The sequence below is a fragment of the Leptothoe sp. LEGE 181152 genome, from assembly GCF_032906605.1.
Classification (GTDB): domain Bacteria; phylum Cyanobacteriota; class Cyanobacteriia; order Phormidesmidales; family Phormidesmidaceae; genus Leptothoe; species Leptothoe turfae.
In genome coordinates, this window is record NZ_JASATU010000009.1 from 136,345 (window position 1) to 162,982 (window position 26,638).

The 26,638-nt window shown below is 47.0% G+C and carries 19 protein-coding genes; 11 read left to right on the top strand and 8 right to left on the bottom strand.

Annotated elements, in window-relative coordinates:
* Window positions 1-8: 8 nt before the first annotated feature.
* The 5 genes from QGP82_RS05855 to QGP82_RS05875 all read right to left on the bottom strand — a co-directional run bounded on the left by QGP82_RS05855 (window position 9) and on the right by QGP82_RS05875 (window position 7,119).
* Window positions 9-2,159 carry a WD40 repeat domain-containing protein gene (locus tag QGP82_RS05855; protein ID WP_499057671.1) on the bottom strand — a complete coding sequence of 717 codons (2,151 nt, stop codon included), beginning with the start codon at window positions 2,157-2,159 and terminating at the stop codon, window positions 9-11.
* 93 nt (window positions 2,160-2,252) lie between these two features.
* On the bottom strand, window positions 2,253-3,533 hold the full coding sequence (locus QGP82_RS05860) for a hypothetical protein (protein WP_499057673.1): 1,281 nt from the start codon (window positions 3,531-3,533) through the stop codon (window positions 2,253-2,255).
* 19 nt (window positions 3,534-3,552) lie between these two features.
* Complete coding sequence (locus QGP82_RS05865; RefSeq protein WP_499057675.1) at window positions 3,553-4,569, bottom strand: phage tail protein; 1,017 nt, start codon at window positions 4,567-4,569, stop codon at window positions 3,553-3,555.
* A gap of 10 nt (window positions 4,570-4,579) precedes the next feature.
* Window positions 4,580-6,754 carry a putative baseplate assembly protein gene (locus QGP82_RS05870; protein WP_499057677.1) on the bottom strand — a complete coding sequence of 725 codons (2,175 nt, stop codon included), beginning with the start codon at window positions 6,752-6,754 and terminating at the stop codon, window positions 4,580-4,582.
* Between the two features lie 8 nt (window positions 6,755-6,762).
* Window positions 6,763-7,119, bottom strand: coding sequence for a GPW/gp25 family protein (locus tag QGP82_RS05875; RefSeq protein ID WP_163671187.1), 357 nt, complete (start codon window positions 7,117-7,119; stop codon window positions 6,763-6,765).
* Between the two features lie 202 nt (window positions 7,120-7,321).
* Between QGP82_RS05875 and QGP82_RS05880 the strand changes: the two genes are divergently transcribed.
* Window positions 7,322-7,531 (top strand): Nif11-like leader peptide family natural product precursor, encoded by a 210-nt coding sequence (locus QGP82_RS05880; protein ID WP_163671186.1) that lies wholly within the window; start codon window positions 7,322-7,324, stop codon window positions 7,529-7,531.
* 215 nt (window positions 7,532-7,746) lie between these two features.
* On the opposite strand, the gene QGP82_RS05885 is transcribed toward QGP82_RS05880, so the two are convergent.
* The 3 genes from QGP82_RS05885 to QGP82_RS05895 all read right to left on the bottom strand — a co-directional run bounded on the left by QGP82_RS05885 (window position 7,747) and on the right by QGP82_RS05895 (window position 11,637).
* Window positions 7,747-9,699 carry an ATP-binding protein gene (locus tag QGP82_RS05885; protein WP_499057678.1) on the bottom strand — a complete coding sequence of 651 codons (1,953 nt, stop codon included), beginning with the start codon at window positions 9,697-9,699 and terminating at the stop codon, window positions 7,747-7,749.
* 390 nt (window positions 9,700-10,089) lie between these two features.
* Complete coding sequence (locus QGP82_RS05890; RefSeq protein ID WP_499057680.1) at window positions 10,090-10,353, bottom strand: hypothetical protein; 264 nt, start codon at window positions 10,351-10,353, stop codon at window positions 10,090-10,092.
* A gap of 6 nt (window positions 10,354-10,359) precedes the next feature.
* Window positions 10,360-11,637 (bottom strand): Pvc16 family protein, encoded by a 1,278-nt coding sequence (locus QGP82_RS05895; RefSeq protein ID WP_499057683.1) that lies wholly within the window; start codon window positions 11,635-11,637, stop codon window positions 10,360-10,362.
* Between the two features lie 480 nt (window positions 11,638-12,117).
* Between QGP82_RS05895 and QGP82_RS05900 the strand changes: the two genes are divergently transcribed.
* The 10 genes from QGP82_RS05900 to QGP82_RS05945 all read left to right on the top strand — a co-directional run bounded on the left by QGP82_RS05900 (window position 12,118) and on the right by QGP82_RS05945 (window position 26,626).
* Window positions 12,118-13,830 (top strand): phage tail sheath family protein, encoded by a 1,713-nt coding sequence (locus QGP82_RS05900; RefSeq protein WP_163670555.1) that lies wholly within the window; start codon window positions 12,118-12,120, stop codon window positions 13,828-13,830.
* Between the two features lie 113 nt (window positions 13,831-13,943).
* Entirely contained in the window at window positions 13,944-14,441 is a 498-nt protein-coding gene (locus QGP82_RS05905; RefSeq protein ID WP_163670557.1) for a phage tail protein, read from the top strand.
* A gap of 45 nt (window positions 14,442-14,486) precedes the next feature.
* Window positions 14,487-14,969: a phage tail protein gene (locus QGP82_RS05910; RefSeq protein ID WP_006519850.1), complete on the top strand. Its 483-nt coding sequence runs from the start codon at window positions 14,487-14,489 to the stop codon at window positions 14,967-14,969.
* Window positions 14,970-14,977: 8 nt separating this feature from the next.
* On the top strand, window positions 14,978-15,463 hold the full coding sequence (locus QGP82_RS05915) for a phage tail protein (RefSeq protein ID WP_163670559.1): 486 nt from the start codon (window positions 14,978-14,980) through the stop codon (window positions 15,461-15,463).
* 11 nt (window positions 15,464-15,474) lie between these two features.
* A complete protein-coding gene (locus tag QGP82_RS05920; protein ID WP_348918745.1) occupies window positions 15,475-15,906 on the top strand; it encodes a hypothetical protein in 432 nt (143 codons plus the stop codon).
* Window positions 15,907-15,913: 7 nt separating this feature from the next.
* Complete coding sequence (locus QGP82_RS05925; protein WP_163670561.1) at window positions 15,914-16,171, top strand: hypothetical protein; 258 nt, start codon at window positions 15,914-15,916, stop codon at window positions 16,169-16,171.
* A gap of 1 nt (window position 16,172) precedes the next feature.
* Window positions 16,173-16,721, top strand: coding sequence for a phage tail protein (locus QGP82_RS05930; RefSeq protein WP_490794745.1), 549 nt, complete (start codon window positions 16,173-16,175; stop codon window positions 16,719-16,721).
* A gap of 3 nt (window positions 16,722-16,724) precedes the next feature.
* Window positions 16,725-23,852: a hypothetical protein gene (locus tag QGP82_RS05935; protein WP_499057687.1), complete on the top strand. Its 7,128-nt coding sequence runs from the start codon at window positions 16,725-16,727 to the stop codon at window positions 23,850-23,852.
* Between the two features lie 65 nt (window positions 23,853-23,917).
* The gene (locus QGP82_RS05940; protein WP_163670567.1) at window positions 23,918-24,403 is read left to right on the top strand and encodes a CIS tube protein; all 486 of its coding nucleotides are present in this window, start codon (window positions 23,918-23,920) and stop codon (window positions 24,401-24,403) included.
* Between the two features lie 213 nt (window positions 24,404-24,616).
* Window positions 24,617-26,626 carry a VgrG-related protein gene (locus QGP82_RS05945; RefSeq protein ID WP_163670569.1) on the top strand — a complete coding sequence of 670 codons (2,010 nt, stop codon included), beginning with the start codon at window positions 24,617-24,619 and terminating at the stop codon, window positions 26,624-26,626.
* Window positions 26,627-26,638 lie beyond the last annotated feature (12 nt).

Sequence of the window (26,638 nt, forward strand, 5' to 3'; positions counted from 1 at the left end):
ACGTATCCTTATGGGCAGATTTTATTGTTGGCCTTAGTGCGATGCAGCTTGACACGATGGTTATCACTGCCGCTGACCACTAGCAGGGTTTTATCTTGTTGCAAAATGTCAACACTGTTAACGGGTTTACTAAAGTGGGCTATTTTCTTCTGTTCCATCACCTGTCCTGCCGTATTCAGAAACCAGAGCATGACGCGACCATCGTCGCCACCGCTAGCCAGGTAACAGGCATTTTTACTCAGGGCTACGGTATTTACAGGTTTACCTTTATGGCCATCCATCCATTGGTCGCTTACTTTGCAAGCGGTAACCCTATGGAGACATTTATCCAAATCCCATAGGGTAATGCGCCCCTGATTATCTGCAACCGCTAAGCGAGTTGAAGTAGCACCTGCTGTATCTAAGCTAGAGATATAGTGATTGGGTTCCCCAGCAGGGTACTTCAGGAAGTGTTGCTGATCCGTTTCTAGATTCCATAAAACCAGGTGGTTAAAGCGTCCGCCCACAGCCAGCCAGTGGGACTGTTGATTATGTTGCTGGTTAGTGTAATCAATCGGTGCTATCGCTTGAATAGCAAAGTCAAAGTGGTGCTCCTGTTCTGGAACAGTGCCCTGACCCAGGTGAGATAAATCATCCATGGCCCAGCGTAGCACCAGCCCGCTACCGTGGGCACTAAAAAGACTTTGGGAATCATAGCTAAATTGCAGGTCAAAGACTCGATCATCCTTATGAAATACCAAAGTTTTAGGAGACTTCTGGGATAAAAAATCCCATAGTTGAATTTCTCCATTTTCTAAACCAGCTGCTAACAAATCATTATTGCGGGGACGATAACGAACGACACGCACAGACTTATTCGTATCTGTTAGCTTTGCTACATCTTGCAGACGCGGCGAGACTTGCCAACGATATAGGGTATGATCGTCTGCCCCACTAATCACGGCATTCGCCTGACCGTCGAACTGTACACTATTCACAGAGCCGCGATGACCATTGGGCCAATAGACAGCCATAATGGCCATAATACTCAGGCTAAGGAAACCTAGACACTGTAACCAGAAGGGAACTTTGGGGTTAGCTACCAGTTCAACGGTCTGAGTCGATGGTCGTATTTCTGTTTGATGTAGCTGGGGGCGTAGCTGAAACTGTTGCCGTCGTTGCCAGCCCCACCAGGGGGATTTTGGCGAAAGGGTTAAACTCATCTGGGCCAGATCGTCCACTTTGAGATCAACCTGTGCTGGGGTGAGCTGAAGTAAATGCGATGTCGTTGAGGCAGGTATGGGTGGGCGGCGACGTAACATCGCCCAAATTTTCTGGTGCCAGGGAATATCAACCCGATTTAGGGTGATGGCAACAGATTGATGGACATTACTTTTGTTATTGAGGACCAGGGCATAGCGATTCGACGCAGCATTTACTCTTTTCTCTAATGGTGGTTCCGAATCTTCAGATTGCTCAAGTTCATAAACAAATTCAACCCAGCCCGTTGGCAACACTGTGAGGATACCTTTTTGTCTGACAATCGGTGCCTCGGCCTGGTTTACTTCAATGCTAAATGGATAGGGTTTTGCCTCACTAGTCGATGGTAGCTGGCAGATAAATACCCCATGGGCACTTCCCTGGGGGGCTACTTGTAAACGCCGCTCGTGACCGTCGGTAAGCCATGCTTTGGGCAAACCTTTGAGGGTAACCCGCGTATGTGCGGTGTTACGATTAGGATTAAACAGCTGTAAAGGGATCTCAATCAAATCTCCTGGAACAGCCTGAAATTCAGTTTTGGGGACGCTAAGGGAGGACGGTAGTACACCAGATCCGGCAACAACAAGGTTGACTAGCTGGCGGTCTTCTTCCCCCAACTCCAGACAGGTCACATTGACATTGAGATTCATTTTGCCAGTGAAACCACCAGGGATCGGGGGAGTTTCTAGAATGCTCACCACAAAATTGACTTGATCCCCCGCCGGAATCTTTGCCGAGATGTCTGGAGTGAGCCGATACCAATCTGGTGTAGTCTGGCGAGCTAGCCCCGAAGCTGACAGTTCTAAGGCAAAGGTGGCAAACCGATCGCTAAGATTATTGACCATGACTTCAAATTGGTCATTACCCATGCCTAAATGGACTGTATGGGTAGAAAGCTGGGTCAGAATTTGTTTGGCCATGGTCAGGCAATAGGGTCAGGCAATGGGGTCAGGCAATCGGATTAGTTGAGAATTGGTCAAGGCATCAGGAAACTGAGGTTGGGCAATGCCCCCTTATGATGGCGGCGGCGCTAACCACTGATACATACACCGCCGCCGTGCTGCAAAATTCAACACGTTAACCCCCAATTCCTGAGCGCTGCGAATCTCTTCGCGGGAGAGATTCAGGTCTTCGCTAAGGCTCCAAGCCTGAGGCAACGGCCCCACCAACAGTAACAACCCACCCCAACCGTGCAGATCAACCGGCTGACCATGGATCGTGGGCCACTGACTAAAGCTAAAGGGTTGCGATCGCACTTCTCTGCCTACAGATTTAAGACTTAATCCTTCTGCGTTTAGAAAAGCCAGCAATGGCTCAGTTAGTTTTGCCACAGCTTCAGCAATGCAACCTTGAACGTTATGTAGTTCCTGCTCTGCCGAGGTGTATAGCGATGACGTTAAGCCTTGAGGCTTGGCGAAGAGGGCTTGATTGAGCTCAGCTTCAACCCGATAGAGTTCACCCAGTTGGTCGGCTGCAGCTCCAACCAAAATTACACCCCCTTGCTGAAGATACTGAGCAACCTGCCGCTGATCGGGGCGAGTCAGCTCACAAAAATCTTCATAGGCAAGATAGGTTAAATCACTCTCCAATACTTGCGTTGTTACCTGTCCCTGCAATGCTGGATATAGGCCTGGCAAGGCGGCAAATAGGTCTTCGAACTGAGCAATAATTGAGCTATGGTAAGACCAGGCTGCAACGCTGGCCATTCGCTGGGGGCGAGGCTGCACCCACTGACGATAGCGTAAGTCAAGCTGGTTGAGCGCAGGAGAAAAGACATCCTCAGGAGGTGAGATCGCAACGTCCCCCACGCCTAATCGCACTCGACAAAGTTCTACCTCATCACTCTCTGCTGGGACATCTTTTTCAATAATCTGAAATGCTTCTTGAACAATCTCAGATTGAGAGGATCGTTCTGAATGTTTCAGCACAATATAAATTGTCGTCTCAGCTATGGGCTGGGCTGAGAGATAACAGCTTTCTAAATTAGAAACCACTATGGGATTGCCTTGGGCATCGATGGCTAATCCCGGCTGGATAGTTAACCAGCGGGGCTGTCGATATTTACTCGGTGCGACTTCGGGAATGGGACCCACACTCACTCCTAAGCCGCTAACAATACCACCCTGATGGAGAGCTTCATAATGAATAGTTTGTCGTTGTTGGTGATAGCTGTGGGCAATTTGCCAATGGTTGGCGGTGATCAGCATGCCGTCGTTGACTTGGATGCGCTGGAGGGGGCTGGGATTCATTATGCCGTCGTTGACTTGGATACGCCGGAGGGGGGTGGGGTTCATGGGGGGGATTGGGTATTGGTTATTGGGGTTCGATGGCAAGGTCGTAGCTGCAGAAGGCGGGTTTTTCTTGTTCGATGATGGTGCGAATCAGGGTCTCATCGAGGGGATAATCCCTGGGAGGGCGTAGCTGCACGTTGAAGTGATAGGGAAGATTACCTCTGAGGATGGTGGATTCTCCTAGAATGGTTTGACCCAACACGTAGCCCTGGCTAAAGTTTTCGTGGATGCCAATGGACCGTTGGGATTCATCGGATACATGGTCGTCTAAGGGGAGACCACTGGCCAGATGGAGATAAAATCGCAAACCGCGTCGGGTGCCACGCCATCGATAAATCTCCATGGCATAGCGGATCAAGGCACGCTGTTGGGCTAAACTGAGCGGTCCTTGAAATGACCAGCCCACCCAGTGGGCCAGAAACGGCAGCATGGCCTGGGGGGCTGTGAGCGGATCAAGGTAGGCCCATTGGTGATCCAGAATGTCAACGGCGGGCTCAAAGGTGGTTTCAAAGATTTTTAGAAATCGACCAACAAAATCAACATTGCGATAGATGTCGGGGAGAAAATCGAGATACAGGCTTGGCGGCCTGACCAACACTTGGAAAGGGCTAATTTGTTCCTGGCTGTCACCTCGGGAGGTGATGGCGGTGACGGTTAGTTGGCCAGTGTAATCTAGTTTCAGGGGCAGTTGCTCAGGGGCGAGGGGCTGTTCAAAGAAATCGGCTGCGATCGCAAAATACAGAACAACTTCCATCTGGTGATGGCCAGGTAAACTAGAGCCTTCTGTGCGCAGTTGCCACCAGCTAGAGGGCATATCTCCAGTGACCGAGAAGTTAAGTTGGATCGACTCACTAGAGTGGTTTTTGATCCGCACCACTAATTCACTAAACTCCCCTGGCCGTAGACACAGTTTACTGATTAACGACTGCGGCATTACCGCTTGTCGAGAGAATACGGTAGCTGAGTCTATAACCGCTTCAGGCACCTGGAGAGGCAATAGCTCAAGACTCATCATTTGTCCCGTTTGTACCTGTGACATCGGCCTCTCCCTAATTAATCAGACTAATGGTGTGGCCCGAACGTAGCTGAGTATCTGCCCAGGAACAGACCAGGCCTAATGGTCCTGGTTTAACAACGTTATCAGGGGCTAACTGACGCACCCAGCCATTGTCTTGACGTCGTAATTCATACAGCATGACGGCCCCGAGATAACGTACTCCAGTTATCCCCTGCAACAATGTGATAATGTCTGACGGATGCACCGCTGTACCAAAAGGCCAACCATGACCGTTACGGCCTCCAACAAGGGGATTTAAGAACCGATAGAGGGCGACTTGCAGATCATGGAGAATCACCTGCTGAGCTTCAGGGGCACCATAGGCTGCATCAATGGCAACTTCTGTTTTGACAGTCACGCCCACATACTCAGGGGACTGTAGCTTCACCTGGATACCTAAAGGACGGCGCTCATCTAGATACTGGGTAACCTGTTGGGTCAGCTGAGGCGTAAGGTCAAAGGACTCCGGAGAGATCCCCATGGCAGTATCAATGGTGGCGGTGTTGGCTTGGGGCACTAACATCACATTCACCACCCCCGGCTGGCTGTTAATCTGTTGAGGACAAATACTGCGGGCTACAGCCCCTTGACTGGCCTCAATGGCCAAGGTTTCAAAATCTTCTGGAGTGACGGCTCGGTCTCGGGTACGCAACAGTCGCGGCACTCGTAGTACGGCATCATCTAATGATTCAGCATCGGCTCCATGGTAAGCGGCCCCATGGTTGATCACTGAGGCCACATAGGGGACAGCTGATTTAATCACCCGTAATGTATGGGGTTGCACGTTACCCCGCTGTCCACCCCCAGTGCGATAGGCACCCATGGTAATCATGGACCCTCTGGGGGGAACTGCGCCATACTGTCGTTCCAGCAGCTGTGGGGGGGTAGTGAGTACGGTGGTGCCGTGGAATTGTTGTTGCGATCGCACGTGTGTCGCCGTTTTTAGCTGACCAGGCTCTCGAATCAGGGGGCCAAACTGCACCATCCCCGTCAGCGAATCGAGGGTGTAATGCCAATCCTCTGGACCAGAGTCAGCAAAATCAGTCACCTCTTGCCAGTCTTGCTGAATACCGCTGGGCAGAATGATCGATAAAAATTCTGTTTCATCACGGGGAAGCACCGGCTGGCTCTGCAATTGAAAGCTTTGGCCTGGCTGCCCGTCACTTTCCCCTAGCAATTCATCCTGCACAAGCGTGCACTGGCTAGCATCAATGGTGCCACCAATGGAACGAGCTGAAACACTCAAGAGACGAGGAGAATTACTATAGGTGGGAACTCCCATGTCAGGAGTTGTACAAACACAGCGTAGCCAACGGCCCCGATAGCTAGCAAAGTCGGTCACTGGAAATTGTTGAGGTAGGTGCAGCACCACCTCTCCCTGCTGAATATCGCTGGTGCTACCCGTATTGTAAAAACTAAACCCACAGGTCTCGTCATCGCTTTCTTGCATGAGAACTGGCACCCAGGTTTGACCATCCCAGGCTTGCCATTGGCGGGGTGGTGTCTCAGGACGAATACCAGTGGGCGTTGCCGTTTCACCCGTAAAGTGTAGGGCGATCACATTGCCTTCAAGGGACTGGGCTGGATCAAGCACTAGATAAAAGCTGTTACCAGGTTGAGGGGTGGGGTTAAAAATAGTCTGTTCACAACCGGTCCAATCACCACTGGTATTACGACTCCAACGGGTAGAGAGCCGATCTTGTAAAACGTTAGGAATACGCTCAGCCGTATCTGCTGTCAACAGATGATTAATCAAGGGAAGACCAATGATTAGTGGCCGATCAGTACTAAAAATAATGGCCTCTTCTGTTTCAGTACGCTCAGTTGCCACCTCTACTGCCACAGGAATTTGGTAGGGCTCTGGCAAACTTGCAGCCAGGTAAAACGTAATGGCGGTATGGGCAGGCGCAGGCGGCTGTAAACGAATACCTAACAACTCTAAAAAAGCTACATAGTTACGACGCGGCACCTGATTAAACCGCATCATCATTTGGTCAGTGAGCCAGCCAAATAGCTCCACCATGGTGATGCCGGGATCACTAGGATTATGATTAGTCCATTCCGGGCAGTAGCGGGGCACACGCAACAGACACTCTTCGACCAGCTCCTTAAACGTGCGGTCGTCTAAATTGGAATTAGGTAGTTTGGGCAGAAAGTCAAATTCCATAGGGCTCGCTACTCATCAGATGGGGTGAGATAAAAGGGGTATACCAAACTCCGTCGATGAGGTGTTTCTCGAATTCGATAATTAACAGTGATACTGAGACTGGCTGTATCAGGCATCGGTATGGCTGTAACTGCTTCAACCAAGACACGAGGTTCCCACTTTTGGATCGCTGTGCGAGCATAAATCTGGGCCAGCAGTAGAGTGTCATCATTGAGGGGAGCAAACACTAATTCATGGAGGCGAGAGCCAAAATCAGGGCGATAGACTCTCTCGCCTAAACGAGTGCTGAGAATGATGACAATTGATTCTTCAAGATTACGATAGTCATGACTAAATTGAAGTCCCCCCTGAAGCGTTAACCTCATGGGAAATCCCCAACCCTGTCCTAAAATCTCTTTAGTGCTTACCAATATGTTTATTGCTGTCAACTTTTTTTGTTATGTTAACCACCTAAACGTGAGAAAACTTCCGTGATTCTAACGATTCGCACTAGCCAGGTATTCAGAGTACAACAGTAAACACAAATGAATTTTAATTGATTCAATTCCTTTAGCGAGTATTTAAATTATGGCTAGAGAACAAGTAGCTAAGCTTTTTCGCGAAGCTCAAACAAACCCGTCCCTACGCAACTCCCTCAGTGCAGCACCTAGCCCAGAGATATTTGTAGCGATGGCTAACCAAAAGGGCTTTTCGTTTACGATGAAAGAATGGCGAGAGATGACTAATTTCTCGGTGGAAGAATTAGAGTGTGAACTCTCTGAGATTCCTGGAATTTAAAGCATCTGGGTCACACGAGTATTTTGTGGCGTAAGTTTGCCCACTATCAAATTCAAATGTGGATGGGTGGATGCGATCGCTGCCAAGTTTATGCCATGGGTACTAGCATAGTTGCATAGCTGATCATTTTCTCTGCATTGCCTTAGAAAAGAGGGATTGAAACTCTCTTTTCTAAGGCTTTTCTAGTGTCAAGAAGAAGGCACGGCGGTGTACCCCTATATCCATCCCTTAATTTCTGTGTCGGTTAATGGGCGCTCTAACTTTAGATATTCGCGTTTAGCTGCCTGCAGTAGATGTTTCATCATCACAGGCTCATCAGCATCGGCTGCGATAAAGGCGGCACTCAGGGCAATATTCCGGATGTTACCGCCAGCAATGCTCAGTTTTGCTAAACGCTCATAGACTAAGTCTTTAGTGGGAGTATCCGCAGGAAATACACGACGCCAAATCTCAGCTCGCTGTTTGGCGTCGGGGAAAGGAAATTGAACAACAAACCGTAAACGACGGAGAAATGCCTGATCGATGGAGTTCTTCAGGTTGGTGGTTAAAATAGCCAACCCCCGATAAGACTCCATCCGCTGTAGAAGATAACTAATTTCCATGTTGGCATAGCGATCTTTAGAGTCACTGACATCGCTGCGTTTACCAAATAAAGCATCGGCTTCATCAAAGAGTAGAATCACCCCCCCGCCCTCAGCGGCATCAAAAATACGACGCAAATTTTTCTCAGTTTCACCGATATATTTACTCACCACTGTACTTAGATCAATCCGATAAAGATCAAGATTGAGATCCCGTGAGATCACTTCAGCTGCTGTCGTTTTACCCGTACCGCTCGCACCAGAAAATAGAGCACTAATGCCTAATCCACGACCACTTCTGCCACCAAAACCCCAGTCTTCGTAAACGCGAGAGCGCTGGGCCACGTGGGTAGAGAGTTCTTGAATTATCTGTTGTTCTTTTTCGGGTAATACCAGGCTATCCCAGGTGGCACGAGCGTCAATACGCTGGGCTAATTCATCTAAGCGAGGTCGAGCCTGGGTACGACAAAGATTCCATAGGGGCTCAGGGGTATTAACTGTTTGCCCCTGTAGACAAACGGTATGAATGGCACTAGGGCTCAGATTAAACTGAGACACTAGCGAGTTGATAGAGGTCTGCCAAGTCGTTCCGCGATGGCCGAGGCCAGACTGCCACAGTTGACGCTGTTCTGACGATGTGGGGTGGTCTACTTCGAGGGTGAAAAGGGGGCGCTGCCGCTGCCGACGGCGATCTCTACCAGTAATCATCAGGGGGAGATTGGTCGTGTCAATAAAGGTTGCGATCGCACTCCGTCTCTCCGCACTTTCAGTCTCTAAATCCTCACAGTTTAAAAGCACTGCCATGCGACTCAGTCGATATTCACGCTCGCATAATGTTTGCAATGTTTTCAGCTGTTGCCAATCGGTAGGTAACGCCTCAGCAGACAACTCCTGTAGTTCCAGGCTTAAATGCTGACAGGCTTCAGAGGCTACAGTTCTCAAGCTAGAGCTATCACCGCCAATCAATTGAATAACTGACAGGAGACTCCCCGGCAACCTCTGAGTCCAAGTCTGTTCTATCTGGTCAATAAGACGTTGATGGGAAGGCACTAACAAACTGGGCGCATGCACAGCATGCATCAGTGTTTGCAAACGTTGGTCAAGATATTGCACCCCTGTCAGATAGTGTAAAATTCGCTCATCAATCCGTAGAGGGCTCGTAACTAACGCATTGCCGCCACCGATCTCAATCAGCTGGTATCGTCGCAGTGTTGCACTGGGGGTTAACGCTTCCCAGCAGACGTTCTCGAATAGGCTTAAGGCTAATCCAAAGGTAGGATAGGCGCTATTGCTAGCTGTTTGGCACAGTTTAGGCCAATGTCCATCTAGTTCCATGCCTGCGCATAGCAGGAGAATGTTTTGCTCAAAGTGAGTGAGCCCAAGACAATGGGTTAGTAGTTCTAGGGTAAATAGTTGACCATTGTAATTGTTTTCTAACGGAGTTGGGTTGGGTTGGTCTAAAGGAGTTTTTGTTTCGTTTTTTTGTTCTAATAGATGGCGGATTTGAGCGAGTGAATGACTGAGGTATTGCTGATTGGCACTGTGCCAACTTTGAATAGATTTAGACGGTGACAATGCAACAGTCATAATATTTGGTCTGGATGATATGTAAACAGGCAAGTATTCCAGATACTGTTAAACAATGATTTTGGGATTAAGGGATAACCTTATTAATCGACGTCGCCTTAATCTACACCACACCTGAATATTTGCGATAAGTGAGAACCTATTTTCGGGGAAACCCCAATTTGCCTAATAGAAATAACTTAATTGCTCCTAAAGGGGGAGTTAGGCCCCCACTTCAGGAGGGTTTCAGGGAGGAAAGCCCTGAGCAACCTTCATCGCCATCAACCACTGATATATCTTGAGAAGTCGATTTAAGGCAAAACCGGCTGCGTGGGGTCCCTCCGATGGACTTTCTCCTGAAGAAAATTTAGGGCATAAAATTTAAATCATGCAATTGCTCTTTAACAAATTCTAATCATTCGTTTGCAACAGGTCCTGCAAATACTGAATGGCTTCTGTCGGAGATAACAGAACAAATTCTCCATCGCGGAGTAATTCATACTGTCCCCCACGATAACCGTGGGCGGTGATGAGCTTTTTCTCAACTGCTTGGGTCGCTAAATTATGCAGCTGATTAACACTAATTGTTTCGAGTTCTAGGTTCATTTTATTTTTTAAGGCCTCAAAATCAGGTTCGGCTGGCTGGTCCGCATTGGGTTCGGAAACGTCACTCATGACAATTTATTTGACGACGACTCTGGGGCTATTAAACCAATTAAAGGTGCTGCTGTTAGGATCAGTATCAACACCTAATAGGCTATCAGCCCCATCAACCTGTAGACGAACAAGATAGTCGCCAGGTTTCACGCCGCTAATGGAAATTGTCAAACTGTCGGTATCTGCTGCGCGGGGAGATGCGGTAAAGAGGTAGGTGACTGGGGCATCTGTGGACCACTCATTAAGGGCAAGCACTACATGCTGTTGAGCACCGACAGGTAGATAGGTGGAGATTTGTAAAATCCCCGTCCGTGGATCGTCGTCAACGCCTTCTATATCAACAACTTTTATCGATGTTACGGTGGGACGCAGAACAAAAGGTAAAGCATTGGAATTGATCAGTACAGATTGATTAACGATTTTTGAGGAATGTTGCGATTGTTGTTGACCTCCATAGTGAATCACCTGTGCAGACTGAATGCCTGCCCGTAAAGATAAGCGGGGGACGTCTGTAAGCGACACGTTGATTTCATTGTCGGTGATTGAGTTTGGGACAATCTCAGCATCACCAACTTTGATTTGAGTATTGGGTCCTTGCAACAGCTTCCCTAAAATTCGCAGGGGAGTTTTTTCATCAATGGGGGACAGAGGGCCTGATTGGGCAATGACTTTTTCAATTACTGGTTGATGGGGAAATGGAACCATCCCACCAAAGTAACGCTCTCTCACTGGCAGGGCTTTCTGGGTCGATATTTCACCATCAATGACAACAGCCATGACTTTATAAACCAGAGACAATGAATAGGGTGCCTGAAAAAATGTTGACCAAATTTTAGACAGCTCATCCATATCCATGGGCACTGGATTGATGTTGATTTGTTGCGTCTGTGTGGTTAAATCTGAATTGGCTAAGAACGCCGAGTCTACAATTGCAGTGTCAATCATATCGGCGGTGAGCACAGTTTTATCGCTCAGAGTGCGCACTACACTCCCCAACAACCGCTGGGGTTCTAATTCTGTATCATTACCATAGGCGCTCAACATATAGTAAAGATCCAGAGAGGAGTGGCGTCGAATGGGGCCTTTTTTAGAGCGAAATGTGGCAGTATCACCATTGCGCAGAGCATTATTGTGGGCGACCTGATATAGAAACAAGTTGATGCCTGACTCAGGGGTGCTGCTGCCAATGCTGTTGGGCTTTAGGGTGGTAACTCGAGCTCCGTCTACATCACGCTGAATCGCGCCCTGAAGCAACCGCTGTAGTGTAGCGGTGACAGTTGCGATCGCAAGATGATTACTCATTCAGCCATGTATGAAAACGTCTGCTATAGAAGTGCCCAGTTAACGATTGAATTCAACATTGTTTGATAAATACTAGCGTCTACTGCCATTGGGCAATCTGGATAAACCATTATTCCATCCGTAATTTTGGATAGTTCAAACGTAGTAATGGGAACTAAATATACGTAATTTGATTTTTATTGATATTGCATGGGGATTCTGGGGAAAACAGTATTCTAGGAGTCAATCCACTCACATTGTTGTTGCCGATTTATACTTTGACCACATCCAGAACATTCGTTTTTGTAGAAGAAGCAATCGATTTTAGCTTGGATATGGTTAAGAGACGATTTAGCCTGTTATCACTGCCCTTTGCGGATAACAGATTAAAACTTAATTAGCAACACTTATATTTTTATCTTCCTGTTAGACGAGGAGAACGTCCTCTCTCTACGGAAAAACACAGATACTACAGCTCAAACTGGATGGAGAATAACTAGTATGGCCTTAGACTACTTTGCGCCAGGGGTCTACGTCGAAGAGGTAGACCGAGGTAGTCGCCCCATTGAGGGCGTCAGCATGAGTGTTGCCGGATTTATCGGCTTTACCGAAGACGTACGAGGAGACGCTGAACTGTTTGAGCCCATGATGGTTACCAACTGGGCTCAATACTTAGAATTTTTTAGCAAGCCAGGCTCCGATGGGTTCACTGATTTTGGCGCTTACCTTCCCTTTGCTGTACAGGGTTGGTTTTTGAATGGTGGCGGTCGCTGTTGGGTGGTAAGTGTTGGCACTAAGCTACCGGGCACGCCTAAACCTGCTGCATCTGAGAATGCAACCAAACTGATCACCTCCAGTGGTAAACCTTCTCTTTCCTTCTATCTAAAAGCCTCTGAATCTGAGGAAGAAGGCACCTTGGCGCTTCCATCCAGTGCGGGTCGATTAACTGTCAGTGTTCTAGATGGAGGACCTAAGCCTTTACCTGACGATGCCGATGAGGATGCGGAACCCCCCATTAATAATGGTGAGTATTTCACAGTCATCGTCAGACAAGGTGATGAAATCTTAGAGCAGTACGATCACCTGAGCATGAATCCAGAGGTGGCCTCCGATGTTGCTGACTATGCTGTCACGATGCTAGAGCCCTCTGAGTATATTGTGGTTGAGAACATCTCACAATCTGGCCAGGCTCTTTCTCGCCGACCGGCTAATGGCTCCTATGAGATCGCACCTCCCCCCTATGTCGGCAAGCCAGAGCGCTTTAATCGCGATCTTCAAGGCAACCGCGACGATCGTACTGGCATTCAAGGTCTGTATGAGATTGATGAAGTCTCTATGGTGGCTTGTCCAGACCTATTGTTAGCCTACGAGAAAGGTCTGATTGATCTCGATCAGGTGCACGGTGTCATGGAAATGATGCTTAGCATGTGTGAGAATTCATTCCCCGGCCCCGCTTATCGCATGGCCATTATCGATCCACCGCCGGTAAAACCAGGCAAAAGCATGGATCCCGTAGAACCCAGTCGTCAGCGTCCGGCAGATGCGGCTAAGTGGTTGACCACATTCAATCGTCGCTCTATGTTTGGGGCCACCTACTATCCCTGGATCAAGGTGGCTGACCCCCGCAACGGCGGTCGTCCTAAACTGGTTCCCCCATCTGGTCACATGATGGGTATCTGGTGTCGTACTGACGAGTCTCGCGGTGTGTTTAAGGCACCTGCCAACGAAACACCCCGGGGTGTTATTGGCCTGGCTTACGAGACAAATATGCGTGAGCAAGAACTGCTGAATCCTTTGGGTGTAAACTGCATTCGTAACTTCTCCAGCTACAACCGTGGCTTAAAAGTTTGGGGTGCTCGTACCCTGGTTGAACCTGACAATGTTCAGTGGCGTTACATCAGCGTCCGGCGACTGTTGAGCTACATTGAAAAGTCCATTGAAATTGGCACCCAGTGGGTTGTCTTTGAACCTAACGATCCTGATCTTTGGGCTCGTGTGAGTCGCACGGTCAGTAACTTCCTAGAACGGCTATGGCGCGAGGGAGCCTTGTTTGGTACATCTCCAGCAGAAGCCTTCTATGTGAAGTGTGATGGTGAGCTGAATACCCACGACACCATTATGTTGGGCCGCTTATATGTTGAAGTGGGTGTCTGCCCTGTACGCCCGGCAGAATTTGTCATCTTCCGTATCAGCCAGTGGGCACCTAATCAATAAGGGATATCAATCAAGGATGTAGAGGCGTTCCATGGAGTGCCTCTACGTCATCCCCCCTCCGAAAGAGAGAGGGGTTTTGGTCAACGTTTTCAGAATTTTAAGGAGATAACCCCATGGCTGATCTCAATAAGCCAATAGCCCCAAGTAGTTTTTATCTGGAACTTGCCGGAGTTTGTGAAGGGGAAAAGTCTGTTTTCAAGAGTGTCAATATTCCTGACTATTCTCCTAAGGTCCAGGGTGGACAGCAGGCTGTTGGCACCACCAAGGGTGGTAAAACCTTGTGGCAAGTAAACTCAGCGGGTTTTGAAGGACTGTTTACCTTTGACTGTGTCTGCATTGCCAGCGGCGATGGTGACAGTACCAGCAAAAAGCTCTACGAGTGGTTTGAGAACTGTTTACCTTCTTCCAATGGCGGCAAGAGTAAATGGGGCGACAACAAAAAAGAAGGTAGCATTACTGCCTACGATACCGATGGCAATGAGGTAGCTAAATGGCAATTTGTTGAGGCATGGCCTTCTAAATATAAGTGTGCCGATCTCGATGTAACGGCAGATGCTTACATCGAAGAGACCTATACCATTACCTGCGAAAAGTTTAACCGCACCATGTAGTTTGACCTTTAGGTCAGTCAAGAGAACAGTCAAGAGAACATAGTCATGGTCCAATATTTAACCAATTCAAAATTCTATTTCGAGATTGATGGCGTAACAGCTTTGTCAATCAAAAACTGTACTGGGCCTGAGATTGAGTTAGAAGTGGCTGGTGGAGATTCAGCCATTGGTGTGACTAAAGATGCCAAAACTCAAACCCAGGCAACGATTGGCGGTGTGAAGTACAACAGCACCGTTACCCTGACCTATGTAGCGGGTAACGAATCTGATCAGAAGAAGTTATCAGATTGGTATAACGATTGCCACCCAGACACCTATTCGGGGGGTGGTTCCAAGGCGATGGATAGTCGCAAAACGGGTTCGCTAGTGGTCTATGACCCGAATGGAAAAGAGGCCATGCGCTATAACTTTATCGATCTATTTCCAGGCAGTAAGAAACAGATTGGCAGCCTTGCCGTTGATAGTGGTGGCAACTTAGCGGAAGACACACTGGAGTTGTACTTTACTCAAGTTACTCGAAACAAATAGTGTAACTAATGACATTTCCAGAGATTTTAACTAAAGCTCGTTTTTATCTGGAACTTAGGCTGGACGGTAGTGTTGATTCAACCGATGGTTACTTCATGGAATGTAGTGGTTTTGCACGATCGCAAGATGTCATCGAAATCTGTGAAGTAACCCCCCAGGTTTGGGGGAAACAGGGAAAAAGCCGTGGGCACATTGTTCGATCTAAAATTCCAGGAAACAGCTCCTATACCAACATCACAATCAAACGAGGTTTGACCATTTCCACAGCCTTTTGGGAGTGGATGGATACCATTGGCGAGGGTAATTGGATTGACCAGCGTCGCAACGGTGCTCTTTGCATCTATGATCAAGCGGGGGATGAACAATTTCGTTTTGAATTCACTGGAGCTTGGCCCGTCAGCTATAAAATCTCTGATTTAGATGTTAAAGGAGCTGACTACAACATTGAAGAAGTAGAAATTGTTGTCGAATCGCTCAAACGCGTTTGTAACTGAGAAAGAGAATTATGACAGCCATTCAACTCAGCAACAATTTAGGGTTAGCACCACCCAAAACTAAGCCCTCTATTCAACCCATTGATCCGTTGCCGCCCAAAACCATCGCTTCAGATTTTCAACCAGAAGCACCCAGTCATGGCTCCTCTGGTATACAAACTGAGTTTATGTTCAGGCTGCCAACGGGCTATCTGGATGCGGCTGGTCAGGTGCATCAACACGGCACCATGCGATTGGCCCGCACCATTGATGAGATTGAACCCATGTCTGATCCAAGGGTTCAGATGAATCCAGCCTATGCCACGGTGATTATTTTGGCACGGGTTATTCTATCGTTGGGCACCTTACCTGAGGTCAGTCCCACCGTCATTGAGGGCTTATTTGCCGGAGACTTAAATTATCTACAGAACTTTTATAGAAACATCAATCGCCTAACGGGGTAAATACGTTATGACTAATTTAGATTCTATGGCTGGGGCTGAACGCACAACTGTTTTGCCACCCAGTAGCGATATTTCTAACCCAGCAGCGTTTGTGGCACCCGCCATTGTGCAGAGTGATCATACGCTGGAAGTAAAACGAATGATGGCTCAGGTAGCTGAGAAGCTAGCCCATAATCCCCTAGCGATGCAACAATTTTGCGATCGCATCCACCAACTCCTGTGTGACGACATGAAATTACAACAGGAACGGTCTTGCAGGAGATAAAATGGCCACTACATCAAGCAGCAGCTCTGAGAATTCTACCGCAGCTAACTATGTCACCAGCAATCGATTTTATGTGGAAATCGAAAGCAAAATCACAGCCTGTTTTACAGAATGTGGTGGACTTGGCGTGCAGGTCAAAAAGGAAACCGTCGCGGAAGGAGGCCTAAATGACCAGCAGCGAATTTTGTTGGGTACACCTGAATTTTCGGATGTCACGCTAAAGCGGGGTATGAGTGGCGATCAAGTCTTTTGGGACTGGCTTAATACATTGTTTCAACCGCGCACGTCAGGCACTGCCCTCCAACAGTATCGCCGCAACATCAATATCTTAATTTTCAATCAAGCGGGACAAACCCAACAATGTTGGACTTTGATTGGTGCTGTTCCTGTGGGGTGGCAGGCACCTTCTCTACAGGCAGATGGCAGTGCCGTTGCCATCGAGGAACTTACGCTAGCGTATGAAGGTTTAAATGTCACCTTTGGCAGCGGTGGCGGTGGGGCCACAATGCTAACAAAACGCTCTGATACTGGCTACTTTGAGAGTAAGTAATCGATGGCAAGACAGCTGGGGCATACGTCTCCCTTAGGCGCATTTCGTAACCTGGGTAGTGGGGTACAGCGACATTCGTTGGGGACGTCATCGTTAGCGATCTTAGATCTTAAAACGTTTTATCCCCATGGGTTTCCTGCCGTTACCTCTGACGGAACAGATCATGCATCGCAATCCAGCATCGCAGATAATACAGTTGCGCGTAGTGTAGACACGCCAGCACCTTCAGCTCACCATGCAAAATCGCGCGTTAAGGGAGAAAATACACCTAGTTCCGTCGAGCAGACTGCCTCTTTTCGTAGCCGTTTGCAGCGTTACTTTTCGCCAGAGGTAGAAGGTCGTTCTGATGCGATCGCACATCCCTCCCCGCATCCCTCGCCTCATCTCTCCCCTCATCAGTCTACTGCCCAAGCATCTCCAACCCATGCATCTACATCAAATTTTCAGGCTGCTCACAAAATAACAGATGTTGACCCTTCTGAGACCCATGAGGTCTCTGCGACAATTGAGGCTCAGACCATACAACGGTTAACGGCTGAGAATACTCGCAACAATACATCCAATCATCCCCAAGTATCCCCTGCCAATAGTCCTCAATCTGTTGAATCTGTTGCGGAACCACATCTACCAACATCCGCTCAACAGTCTCCCATTGGCCTAGGCTCAACCGATATTAACCAATCCGTTCAGAGTCTCCGTGAATCGTCTCCAATTCAACAATCGACTAACCAGGATAATCCAAAGATTGGGCCATCTACCAACATAAAAACTCAAGCTGGGTTAGGGTTGAAACCCCAAGAATCTTTAGATCTGTCTCTAACTGCTGAGTCAGGCTCAACTTCAGATTCAAATACAGTTGATTCATCCACTACTATCTCTAAGGCATCAAAAGAAACTGCCCCCAGCAGTTTACAGAGGGCCGCAGATACGGTCAACAATAATAAGCAAAATGCGGTTGCCCAGCCGCCACCTATGGGACTGGGCTCAACTGATATTCACCAATCCATTCAGAGTCTGCGAGAATTATCTTCTCCGATTCAACGAGCTACTCAGCATCACCCAACTATTGGACAGTCTGCGGACGGAGGAACTCAATCAAGGGTAGAGTATACAAAACCCACAACTTCAAATCCGTCTCCCAATATTGAGATAGGGCCAACTTTAGGAACACGTGCAACTGACTCGCCTGTTCAACGATGTGATGAGTCGCAGCAGCCACCTGGCCATTTATCCTCCTCTGGTGAAACGAGTATTGCCCATGATGATATTCAACTAGCGTCCAATCAGCAACCGACAGCCCCCAATGGATTATCGGCCCTTCTTGAAACTCAGGAGATTGCCTTAGACCAGGCTAAAGCATCGTCTCATTCGAATTCAGATAGCCCAGATATAATTCAAAGAAAGGTTGATCTGTTATCTAAACAAACAATCAATGCTGGTGATAACAGTTCACAAGCAGAGCTAACTCAGGTAGAAACTCTAGATCTGAAATCAGATAATTCTAGTCAATCATTCGACTGCACAGCGACACCTGAGACATTATCTTCCACAATAGATCCTATTCAACGGGCTATAGCTGGATCTGATATCGGTGATCAGGGTATCCAATCACCCGCGCAGAGACCAACTCCAGTCAGTCAGGATTTTGCTATATCAGAGCCATCAGTGACCGATCAGATAGCTGCTCATTCTGAAATTCAAAAGTCACCTAATTTTAGTAATATAGGTAACTCTTCAAACCATCAACTATCTGGATCGCAAGAGTCTCTCAGTCATGCATCAGCGGCTGACTCAACTGATGCACTGAGCACTGAGAAATCTGTTACTGATGCACCCAAACTGATTCAACGTGTAGCTGAATCATCTCAGACAATAGAAGGCTCCCATGACTCCAGCCAAGTAGACACAGGTCAGCCGTCTGCAAGTAATCTGTCAGAAACATTATTCAATAATCCCCATCCAACCCCGTCCATACCTAAGGATATTTCTAGGAAAAAAGCTAACCATTATTCAGACCCCGTTCGGCTGAGCGGTTCGGCTAAGATCAGCGCCGGAGCCTCACATCGAAGCCACTCCCCAAATTCTGAGGGCTTTGAGTCTTATCCCTCTGAGAATCTGGGAGACCCTATTATGCCTAGTCGGGATAATAGCACTACTTCCATAAAAGGGGAGAATTCCAGCCAGTGTAGCCTTTTCGAGAAAATACCTAACCAGGTTGACCCCATTCAACGAGTAGCTAAAACACCTCAGTCCTCAGGCTCAGACTCAGTTTTGAGTGAAATTAGTCAGACAGACAGCCCCCAATTATCGGCTAATCGTCGTTCTGAAACTGAGACTCTTCAGAATTCAGGTAATGATCAATCCGGTGATAATTTGGAATCACCAGTTCAACGATCAGCGGATTTAATTCAGTCAACTGGGGAGTCTAACAAATCAGCGCAAGTAGATACAACTCAGTCTATTGACTTTGGCCAAACGGACGCAACTCAGCTATCGGCTAATAATCTTGCCGAAACTGAGACTCTTCAGAATTCAGGTAATGATCAATCCGGTGATAATTTGGAATCACCAGTTCAACGCTCAGCGGATTTAATTCAGTCAACTGGGGAGTCTAACAAATCAGCGCAAGTAGACACAGACCAGTCTATTGACTTTGACCAAACAGATGCAACTCAGCTATCGGCTAATAACCTTGCCGAAACTGAGACTAGTCAGAATTTGGGCCATAGTCAATCTGTTGCTAACTCAGAAGAATCAGTTCAACGGAGAGTTGATTTATCAGGGTCACCCAAGGTCTCTAATGAACCAGAGCCAGTAGAAACAACGCAGGTGGTTGGGGATGCGATCGCACACAAATCAAATAATCACTCTAATACGTTACCGACAGCGAATATTCATAGCACTCTCCAGCGAGCAACAGACATAGCAGAGAGTCCACAGACTATCGAACCAGATAAATCTCCTTCAGTTCAACAGTTACATTCTGAATTAACCACAACTGATATTACCTATAGTCAAGCCGATACACTAATCTCCCGCGCTTCTAACCAACCAACTGTTTCTCAACAACCCCCTAGCAACAATCCTTCCGAGGCTTCATTGCCTGATGTCTCAATCTCGAGTCAATCCCTTTCCCACCAAACTGAATCAATTCAACGGGTAACCGAATCCAAGTCGCCATTCAACTCAGTTTCTGACAAATTGGGTTCAGCTAATGCAGCTCAACCGTTGCCCAATGACCCTCAGACAAATGAGTTTTCAAGCGACATTCAATCTATCTCTAATTCAGTCAAGTCAAGTCAGCGGGCAGCTGAATCGATTGAATTAACTCCATTAGTGTCTCACGAATCACATCAGATAAACCCAACTCAACTATCTGATACTAAAGGTGCCAGTGCTTCCTTCACTCCAGAAGTACCACTTAAGGACTCATCTATTCAGTGCTTTTCAGAGGCATCTAATACTGAATCCCAATCTTTTGACTCAAATGAAATCCTTCCCCAAAGAGATTTTTCGACTGAGAACAAGATTCAATCAAAAGATGAGTCGCAGCCGTCTATCTCGATGCAGCAAGCTGTCAACCCTAGTAAGATTACATCAGCGCCATCAACTGATTCCAACCAACAGGAAAATCTTCAGCCCTCTGCTGCTCCAGATGGGATTCAAGCCGCAAACCAGTTGGCATTCGCCGCCAATCCACTAACCTCTTCCCCTGAAATCCAGACTGCATTAGACCAGACTGAAATATCACCCCAGGCGAATTTGTCTCCAACGGCCTCAGCCCCAATCCAACGACAGCCCAGCGATTTGTCTGGCGTGCCAGACAATATTGAGGATTCACCATCTATATATTCACAGATAGAACTGTCCCTATCTAATCAGCAGGATCCGACACTATCTAATCAGCAAGATCCCACATTTAACAGGCCAGCATTAGATCTTGGGACTCCAGCAATACCACCTGAGTCAATGGGTTCTGTTCAGCGTTCTACGATAGAGCCTATACAAAGTAAGAACGTTGCTGATCAGATATCTCCTCAAGACCAAACTGCAGTCAGTCAAGCATCAGTCACACCAGATCTTCCAACAATAGCTCAAAATACTTCCCATAGTCAGGTTCAAAGGTCTCTAAGTTCAAGCGATGTAGGCAATAATTCTATAGCTGTTCAATTGCCATTATCTCAACTGTCTTCTCAGCAGTCAGCAGAGACTGAATTCAATCATAAGAGTGATACTCAAGATACGTCTACCTCAGCTGAACCTGTTCAACATACTACTGTTGAGCCAACAGTAGCAACCTCAATTGAGGCCGATAGAGTGTCTCCTGACAATTTTCCAGACATTCAGGTTAACGAATCAAGCAATGTTCAACACGTTGCCACCTCAGCAGGATCAATTCAATGTGCGGATGAACCACGTCAAACAATCACATCAGCCCCGATCCCAACAGACATCGCTCACCCTCATCATGCGCCTGAGGTCAAGACTACTATTCAGAAATCGAGTACTGGTCAATCCGTTGTTGGCCTAACATCTGGCCCAACATCTGATCCAACATCTGGCCCAACAGAGATGGTTCAACGTGCCACTAATTTAAACCAGGCCACCGCATCAGGTTCTCATCAGTCAAACCAAACAGATGTAGCCATTCCTGACAGCTTGAAAGCGGCCCAGGATATTCCAGAATCGAGTGATGAGCGTCCCATTTCTAGTGCACCAACCTCAATCCAACGTACTATTTCCCCTCAATTAACTTCATCCGTTTCTCCTGAGCTAACCCAATCTTCTGATGATTGCTCGAAAGAAACTCAAGTCAACGTATTGAAAGACCTTCAAGCTGCTACATCTAGTTTGGAAGTGCCGGTCCAACGTGTATATGAGTCAGTTCACTTAGCATCACCAGGCTCAATTGAAACGGACATATCTTGTCCTCAGAAAGCAGAGCAGATCATTCAAGAAGTAAGTGATGTACACTCCATTTCTGACTCAATCAATCCGATTCAATGCACTAACGAAGTCACACAAACTACCACATCCATTTCTCCTGATGAGATAACCCAATCTTCCAACAAATTATCAGGCGAAGCTCAGACTCAGAATTTAAAGGATGTTCAATCCATTTCTCACTCAGCAACGTCTGTTCAGCGTGCAACCGAGTCAAGTCAGCCCACCGCATTAGATGTCTATAAACCTAGCCAAGAAAATATAGCACCCCCTGATCGCTCATCAATAGATCAGATTATCCAAGAACAAAACCATGAGCAAGCCATTTCTGGGCCAACAGAATCAATCCAACGAGTCCCTGACTCAACACAGCCGAGTGAATCAATTCCCTATGGTCTGTCTCAATCTTTTGATGACTCATCAGAAGAGAATCAAGTTAGCAAATTAAATAACGTTCAACCTATTGCTACGTCAGCCATTTCGATTCAACACGTAACTGAGGCAAGTCAAACAACATCAACCTTAAACTCAACGGATACAGATCATCCCGATAGGTTAACGGAAAGCCAGACGATTCAGAAATCAAGTCATGGACAATCTGATGTCACCTCAACAGGCTCAGTTCAACGTACTACTGATCTAACACAGCCTACTGCGTCAGATCCCGATGTCTTAAACCAAACGGATGCAGCATCTCTTAAGGGCTGGTCAGAAACTCAGATTAATGAACTACATGATGCTGCGCTAGGCTCTGACGCAACGCCATCGGTTCAACGCGTGCCTAAGCCAGGTCAGCTAACTGACAGTTCTCCATCTCGGACGAGGTCGGTTAATAATGTAACCAATATCCAAGAACCAACGACGCGGCATTCTGATAGCGCAAACAGTCCAACGCCTGATTCACCTATACAGCGTCAAGTTGCCAATTTCAACCGGTCTGAAGTAAGCAAATCAGCCACATTACCATTGAACCAGACACCGTTAGAAAACAGTCAGCGGTCCAATCATCCTAACGGAAGCAACTTGTCTGCAATAAGTGGCCAGCCACCTGTTCTACAGCCATCGCAAGAGAATAGGAAGCATGGCCTAGCTGACAACACACTATCTGAATCCAAACAGACTCCCATAGAACCAACTACAGTCCAACGGGACGTGATTAGTGATTCTGTGGCTGAGCAGATTACTCAGTTTGGGACATCAAACAATTCTTCGATGCAGTTAGGTGATACTCAAATTCAGTCGCCTGAGTCTGGTAGAGGAGAATTTGCAAGCTTGAAATCTACTGGACAACGTTCGTCGAATATCGCCTTCGATTCCCCAAAGTTACAACGTTCTTCAGAGACAAAAGACAAGTCAGCGACATCTATATCCACGAGTATCACTTCAACTCATAAAGATGTCTTAACCCCTTCTAGACAGAAACAATCGCTAGCGGTACTCAGATCGCTAAGCGTGTTGGAACCATTGCCATCGTTACACGGTAAAACATCTCAAACATCCCTGAAAGGTAACTCTACTGCCTCAGAGTTACCCTCATCAAGCTCCACAATTCAACGCCAGACAATCAACGATATTCCTGGTGAGTGGTCTAATCTAGAATCATTAGTTGCAGACCTGACCAACAGTCACCCACAGAACTCCCCTGCCTTTGATCAACCTACAAATACAGATTCAGAATCTACAACGCAACCATCAAAGACCAACTCTGACACAATTCAGCGCCAGGTCTCTAACGTTAACAATGGTTCTAGTCAACAGCAACATGCTATTACCAATATCCCTGGCAATGGGTCTAATTTAGAAAATTTAGTGACACCTGTACAGCGTAAATTGTCAGGTCATCAGTCTACGAAAAAAGCATCTTCTCAACAGTCTAGCCCCACTGCTAGAAAATCAACATCAAAACCTAGCCAAATAACGTCAGCAAGCCCCACTGTCAAACTTGCCAAGCCAGCTACAGTTACTGTTCAACACCAAGTAGCAAGCCCAGTATCTTCGACCAAGCCCACAGTTATTCAAGCTAGTCCAGACAATTCCTCTACGGTTACTGTATCAGCCGATGCACAAACCGATGATAGCCACAACTACAGCAAGTATTTAGAGATGCTAGTTCAAGAAGTTTATAGCCTATTGCGACAACGACTTTCTTTAGAACAGGAGCGTAGAGGACCTAAATACCCTAGATAAACCTCAATTAAATTTGAAAAGTTATCCGTCCGAACATTAGATCGAACCATACATTAGATCGAACCATGAGCCAATTTGTCAAAGCCAAACTCATTGCCCAAGGAGGTGGTAGCAATATCGAGTTTATGTTTAATCCAACTGAATTGAGTTTTAGTCGTAAGATGAATCTCAATTCGTCTGGTGGTGCCCGCACGGATGATGGTGTTCCTAAAATTAGCTTTGGCTCACCGGACCCCTATAGCATCACCCTTGGTGGTTTGATGTTTGACACCTATGAGACAGGCGAAAATGTACTCGACAAACACATCGAAAATTTTCGACAGGCGGTTGAATTCTTAGACAGTAAAGAACGTCCTCCTATGTATATCTTTACTTGGGGAAAACAAGAATATTTACGTTGTTTTGTTCAGTCACTTTCCTATAAGCTAACTATGTTTTTGCCTGATGGCACTCCAGTAAGGGCAACAGTGGATATAACTCTGCAAGAAATTGGTGAGACCAGTGGCTCAGGTAATACAGGCACGCCTAGCCGAGGCAGCAGTAGCCGCTAGATAAAAACGAGGGCATGAAACTAAGTAGGAGATGGCCTTGTGCCTGGCCATTTGTTATAGAAAGGCAGATGGCAAGGGAGCAGGGGGCAATAGGAGCTTGACGTGAAAATACGTAAAAGCAATTGTTTTTTATTTTCAGAAACTGGTAATTACCTCCATGTTCTGTTGACATTACCTCTTTAAAATCAAGTTCTCTTTGTAAGAAGCTTCTTTATGGCTGCCACCAAGTTTGTCGCCACACCTACACTGAAGATCGATGGCAAAGCCGCCTCCAGTGATTTAATGGAGGATCTTTTACAAATCGTGGTGGAGGAAAGTTTACATCTGCCAGGAATGTTTACCCTGGTAATTCAGAATGATTACTACGCTGGTGAAGAAAATTATCAAGTCTGGAAACACGAGAAACTATTTGAGATTGGCAAATCGATAGAAATCGGGTTTACCTCCAGTACCACCGAGTCAGACGAATTTGACGAAGAGAACAAAGGCACGGTGATCAAAGGAGAAATCACAGCGATTGAAACCCATTTCACCAGTGAAGCCCAAGCTCCTATCATTATTCGTGGTTACGATGCTTCCCATCGCTTGCATCGAGGACGTCATAATCGTTCATTTCAAAATAAAACGGATTCTGATATTGTTAAATCCGTTGCCTCAGAAGTTGGTATTTCTACAGGGACAGTGGACTCCACCGGAGGACCCTATGGGTACGGAGATATCGGTGGTTCTAGTGGTTATGTGTTTCAGCAGAACCAGACCAATATGGAGTTTTTGCGGGAACGAGCTGTTCGCCATGGGTTTGAACTATTTGTTCAAGATGGCAAGCTCAACTTTCGTAAACCGACAAAAGACAGCACTCTGTCCCTAGAATGGCTACAGGATATCCACAGTTTTCGTGTGCGCGTAAGCAGTGCTGAGCAGGTCAAAAGTGTGGAAGTGCGGGGTTGGGATTATAGCCGAAAAGAGGTAATTTCTGAAACCATTAGTAAAGCAAAACAGGTTTTAACTGATACCGATAGTGGTGACGGTAGTAAAACTGTTAGCAGCTTTGATGGTAAACCCAAAACACCGACGTTAATCATGGTTGATCAGCCGATCTCCCAAGCTAAAGAGGCTCAAACGATGGCTCAGGCGCTCTATGACGAAGTGGGTGGAGAGTTTGTCCAGGCTGATGCTCGCAGTGAGGGCGATCCGTCAATCCGACCAGGGCGAGTGGTTAAACTCACGGGTATGGGTAACTATAGCGGCAGTTACTATATTACCGAGACCCGGCATGTGCTCCACGAGCGCATTTACATGACTGAGTTTTCGGTACGAGGACTGCGTGGTGGCGACTTGTTACAAACGTTGGAAACTAAAAATACGCTATTGCCAGGGCAGACCCTAATGGTGGGGGTTGTTGCCGATAACAAAGATCCTAAAGGGTGGGGAAGAGTCAGGGTAAAACTGCCCACTCTAACCGAAGACCACATGAGTAACTGGGCACGGGTGGTGTCTATGGGAGCAGGACCCAGCCGGGGGGTTGACTGGCTACCTGAGATTAACGACGAAGTGCTAGTTGCCTTTGAACATGGGGATATACATCGACCCTACATTTTAGGGGGAGTGTGGAACGGTAAAGATGCACCACCGGAGAAAACAGAGGAAACCATTGCCAATGGTAAGGTTCGTTTGAGAACTCTAAAAACTCGCCTAGGGCATACTTTGCAATTTGTGGAAGAAGATAAGGGTGATAGTAAAAAAGGTGTGTATTTAACCACAGTGGATAAGCATCAGCTTCACTTCAATGACACTGATAAATATATTGACCTCAAAACGAAAGACGGGCATGAGCTCAAGTTTGACGATAAGAATAAAAAGATAGAGCTTAAGACTAAGAATGGTCATCAAATTTCGATGGATGATAATGGCAAGAAGGTAGATATTATCTCCACCGGTAGCCTTAATGCGAAATCAGGCACGAGTGGTAACAGTGAGAAGATTAATATTAATGGCGGTGAAATCACGCTAACCGGAGCGACGAAGATTACGCTTAAGGTTGGTGGTAGTAAGATTGTTGTGAGTTCTACGGGGGTGGATATTTCGGGAACTCAGGTGAATATAAAGGCAAATGCAACGGCGAAAATGGAGGGCTCGATGGTGGATGTGAAGGGGAAGGCGACCGTAAATGTTCAGTGTTCGGGGATGACGAAGGTGGCAGGGAGTTTGTTGAAGTTGAATTAACTGGAGGTAAAT

Bases quoted from the DNA above. Each gene is read 5' to 3' on its own strand.
- QGP82_RS05855 (WP_499057671.1), bottom strand. From the start codon at position 2,159: ATGGCCAAACAAATTCTGACCCAGCTTTCTACCCATACAGTCCATTTA.
- QGP82_RS05860 (WP_499057673.1), bottom strand. From the start codon at position 3,533: ATGAACCCCACCCCCCTCCGGCGTATCCAAGTCAACGACGGCATAATG.
- QGP82_RS05865 (WP_499057675.1), bottom strand. From the start codon at position 4,569: ATGTCACAGGTACAAACGGGACAAATGATGAGTCTTGAGCTATTGCCT.
- QGP82_RS05870 (WP_499057677.1), bottom strand. From the start codon at position 6,754: ATGGAATTTGACTTTCTGCCCAAACTACCTAATTCCAATTTAGACGAC.
- QGP82_RS05875 (WP_163671187.1), bottom strand. From the start codon at position 7,119: ATGAGGTTAACGCTTCAGGGGGGACTTCAATTTAGTCATGACTATCGT.
- QGP82_RS05880 (WP_163671186.1), top strand. From the start codon at position 7,322: ATGGCTAGAGAACAAGTAGCTAAGCTTTTTCGCGAAGCTCAAACAAAC.
- QGP82_RS05885 (WP_499057678.1), bottom strand. From the start codon at position 9,699: ATGACTGTTGCATTGTCACCGTCTAAATCTATTCAAAGTTGGCACAGT.
- QGP82_RS05890 (WP_499057680.1), bottom strand. From the start codon at position 10,353: ATGAGTGACGTTTCCGAACCCAATGCGGACCAGCCAGCCGAACCTGAT.
- QGP82_RS05895 (WP_499057683.1), bottom strand. From the start codon at position 11,637: ATGAGTAATCATCTTGCGATCGCAACTGTCACCGCTACACTACAGCGG.
- QGP82_RS05900 (WP_163670555.1), top strand. From the start codon at position 12,118: ATGGCCTTAGACTACTTTGCGCCAGGGGTCTACGTCGAAGAGGTAGAC.
- QGP82_RS05905 (WP_163670557.1), top strand. From the start codon at position 13,944: ATGGCTGATCTCAATAAGCCAATAGCCCCAAGTAGTTTTTATCTGGAA.
- QGP82_RS05910 (WP_006519850.1), top strand. From the start codon at position 14,487: ATGGTCCAATATTTAACCAATTCAAAATTCTATTTCGAGATTGATGGC.
- QGP82_RS05915 (WP_163670559.1), top strand. From the start codon at position 14,978: ATGACATTTCCAGAGATTTTAACTAAAGCTCGTTTTTATCTGGAACTT.
- QGP82_RS05920 (WP_348918745.1), top strand. From the start codon at position 15,475: ATGACAGCCATTCAACTCAGCAACAATTTAGGGTTAGCACCACCCAAA.
- QGP82_RS05925 (WP_163670561.1), top strand. From the start codon at position 15,914: ATGACTAATTTAGATTCTATGGCTGGGGCTGAACGCACAACTGTTTTG.
- QGP82_RS05930 (WP_490794745.1), top strand. From the start codon at position 16,173: ATGGCCACTACATCAAGCAGCAGCTCTGAGAATTCTACCGCAGCTAAC.
- QGP82_RS05935 (WP_499057687.1), top strand. From the start codon at position 16,725: ATGGCAAGACAGCTGGGGCATACGTCTCCCTTAGGCGCATTTCGTAAC.
- QGP82_RS05940 (WP_163670567.1), top strand. From the start codon at position 23,918: ATGAGCCAATTTGTCAAAGCCAAACTCATTGCCCAAGGAGGTGGTAGC.
- QGP82_RS05945 (WP_163670569.1), top strand. From the start codon at position 24,617: ATGGCTGCCACCAAGTTTGTCGCCACACCTACACTGAAGATCGATGGC.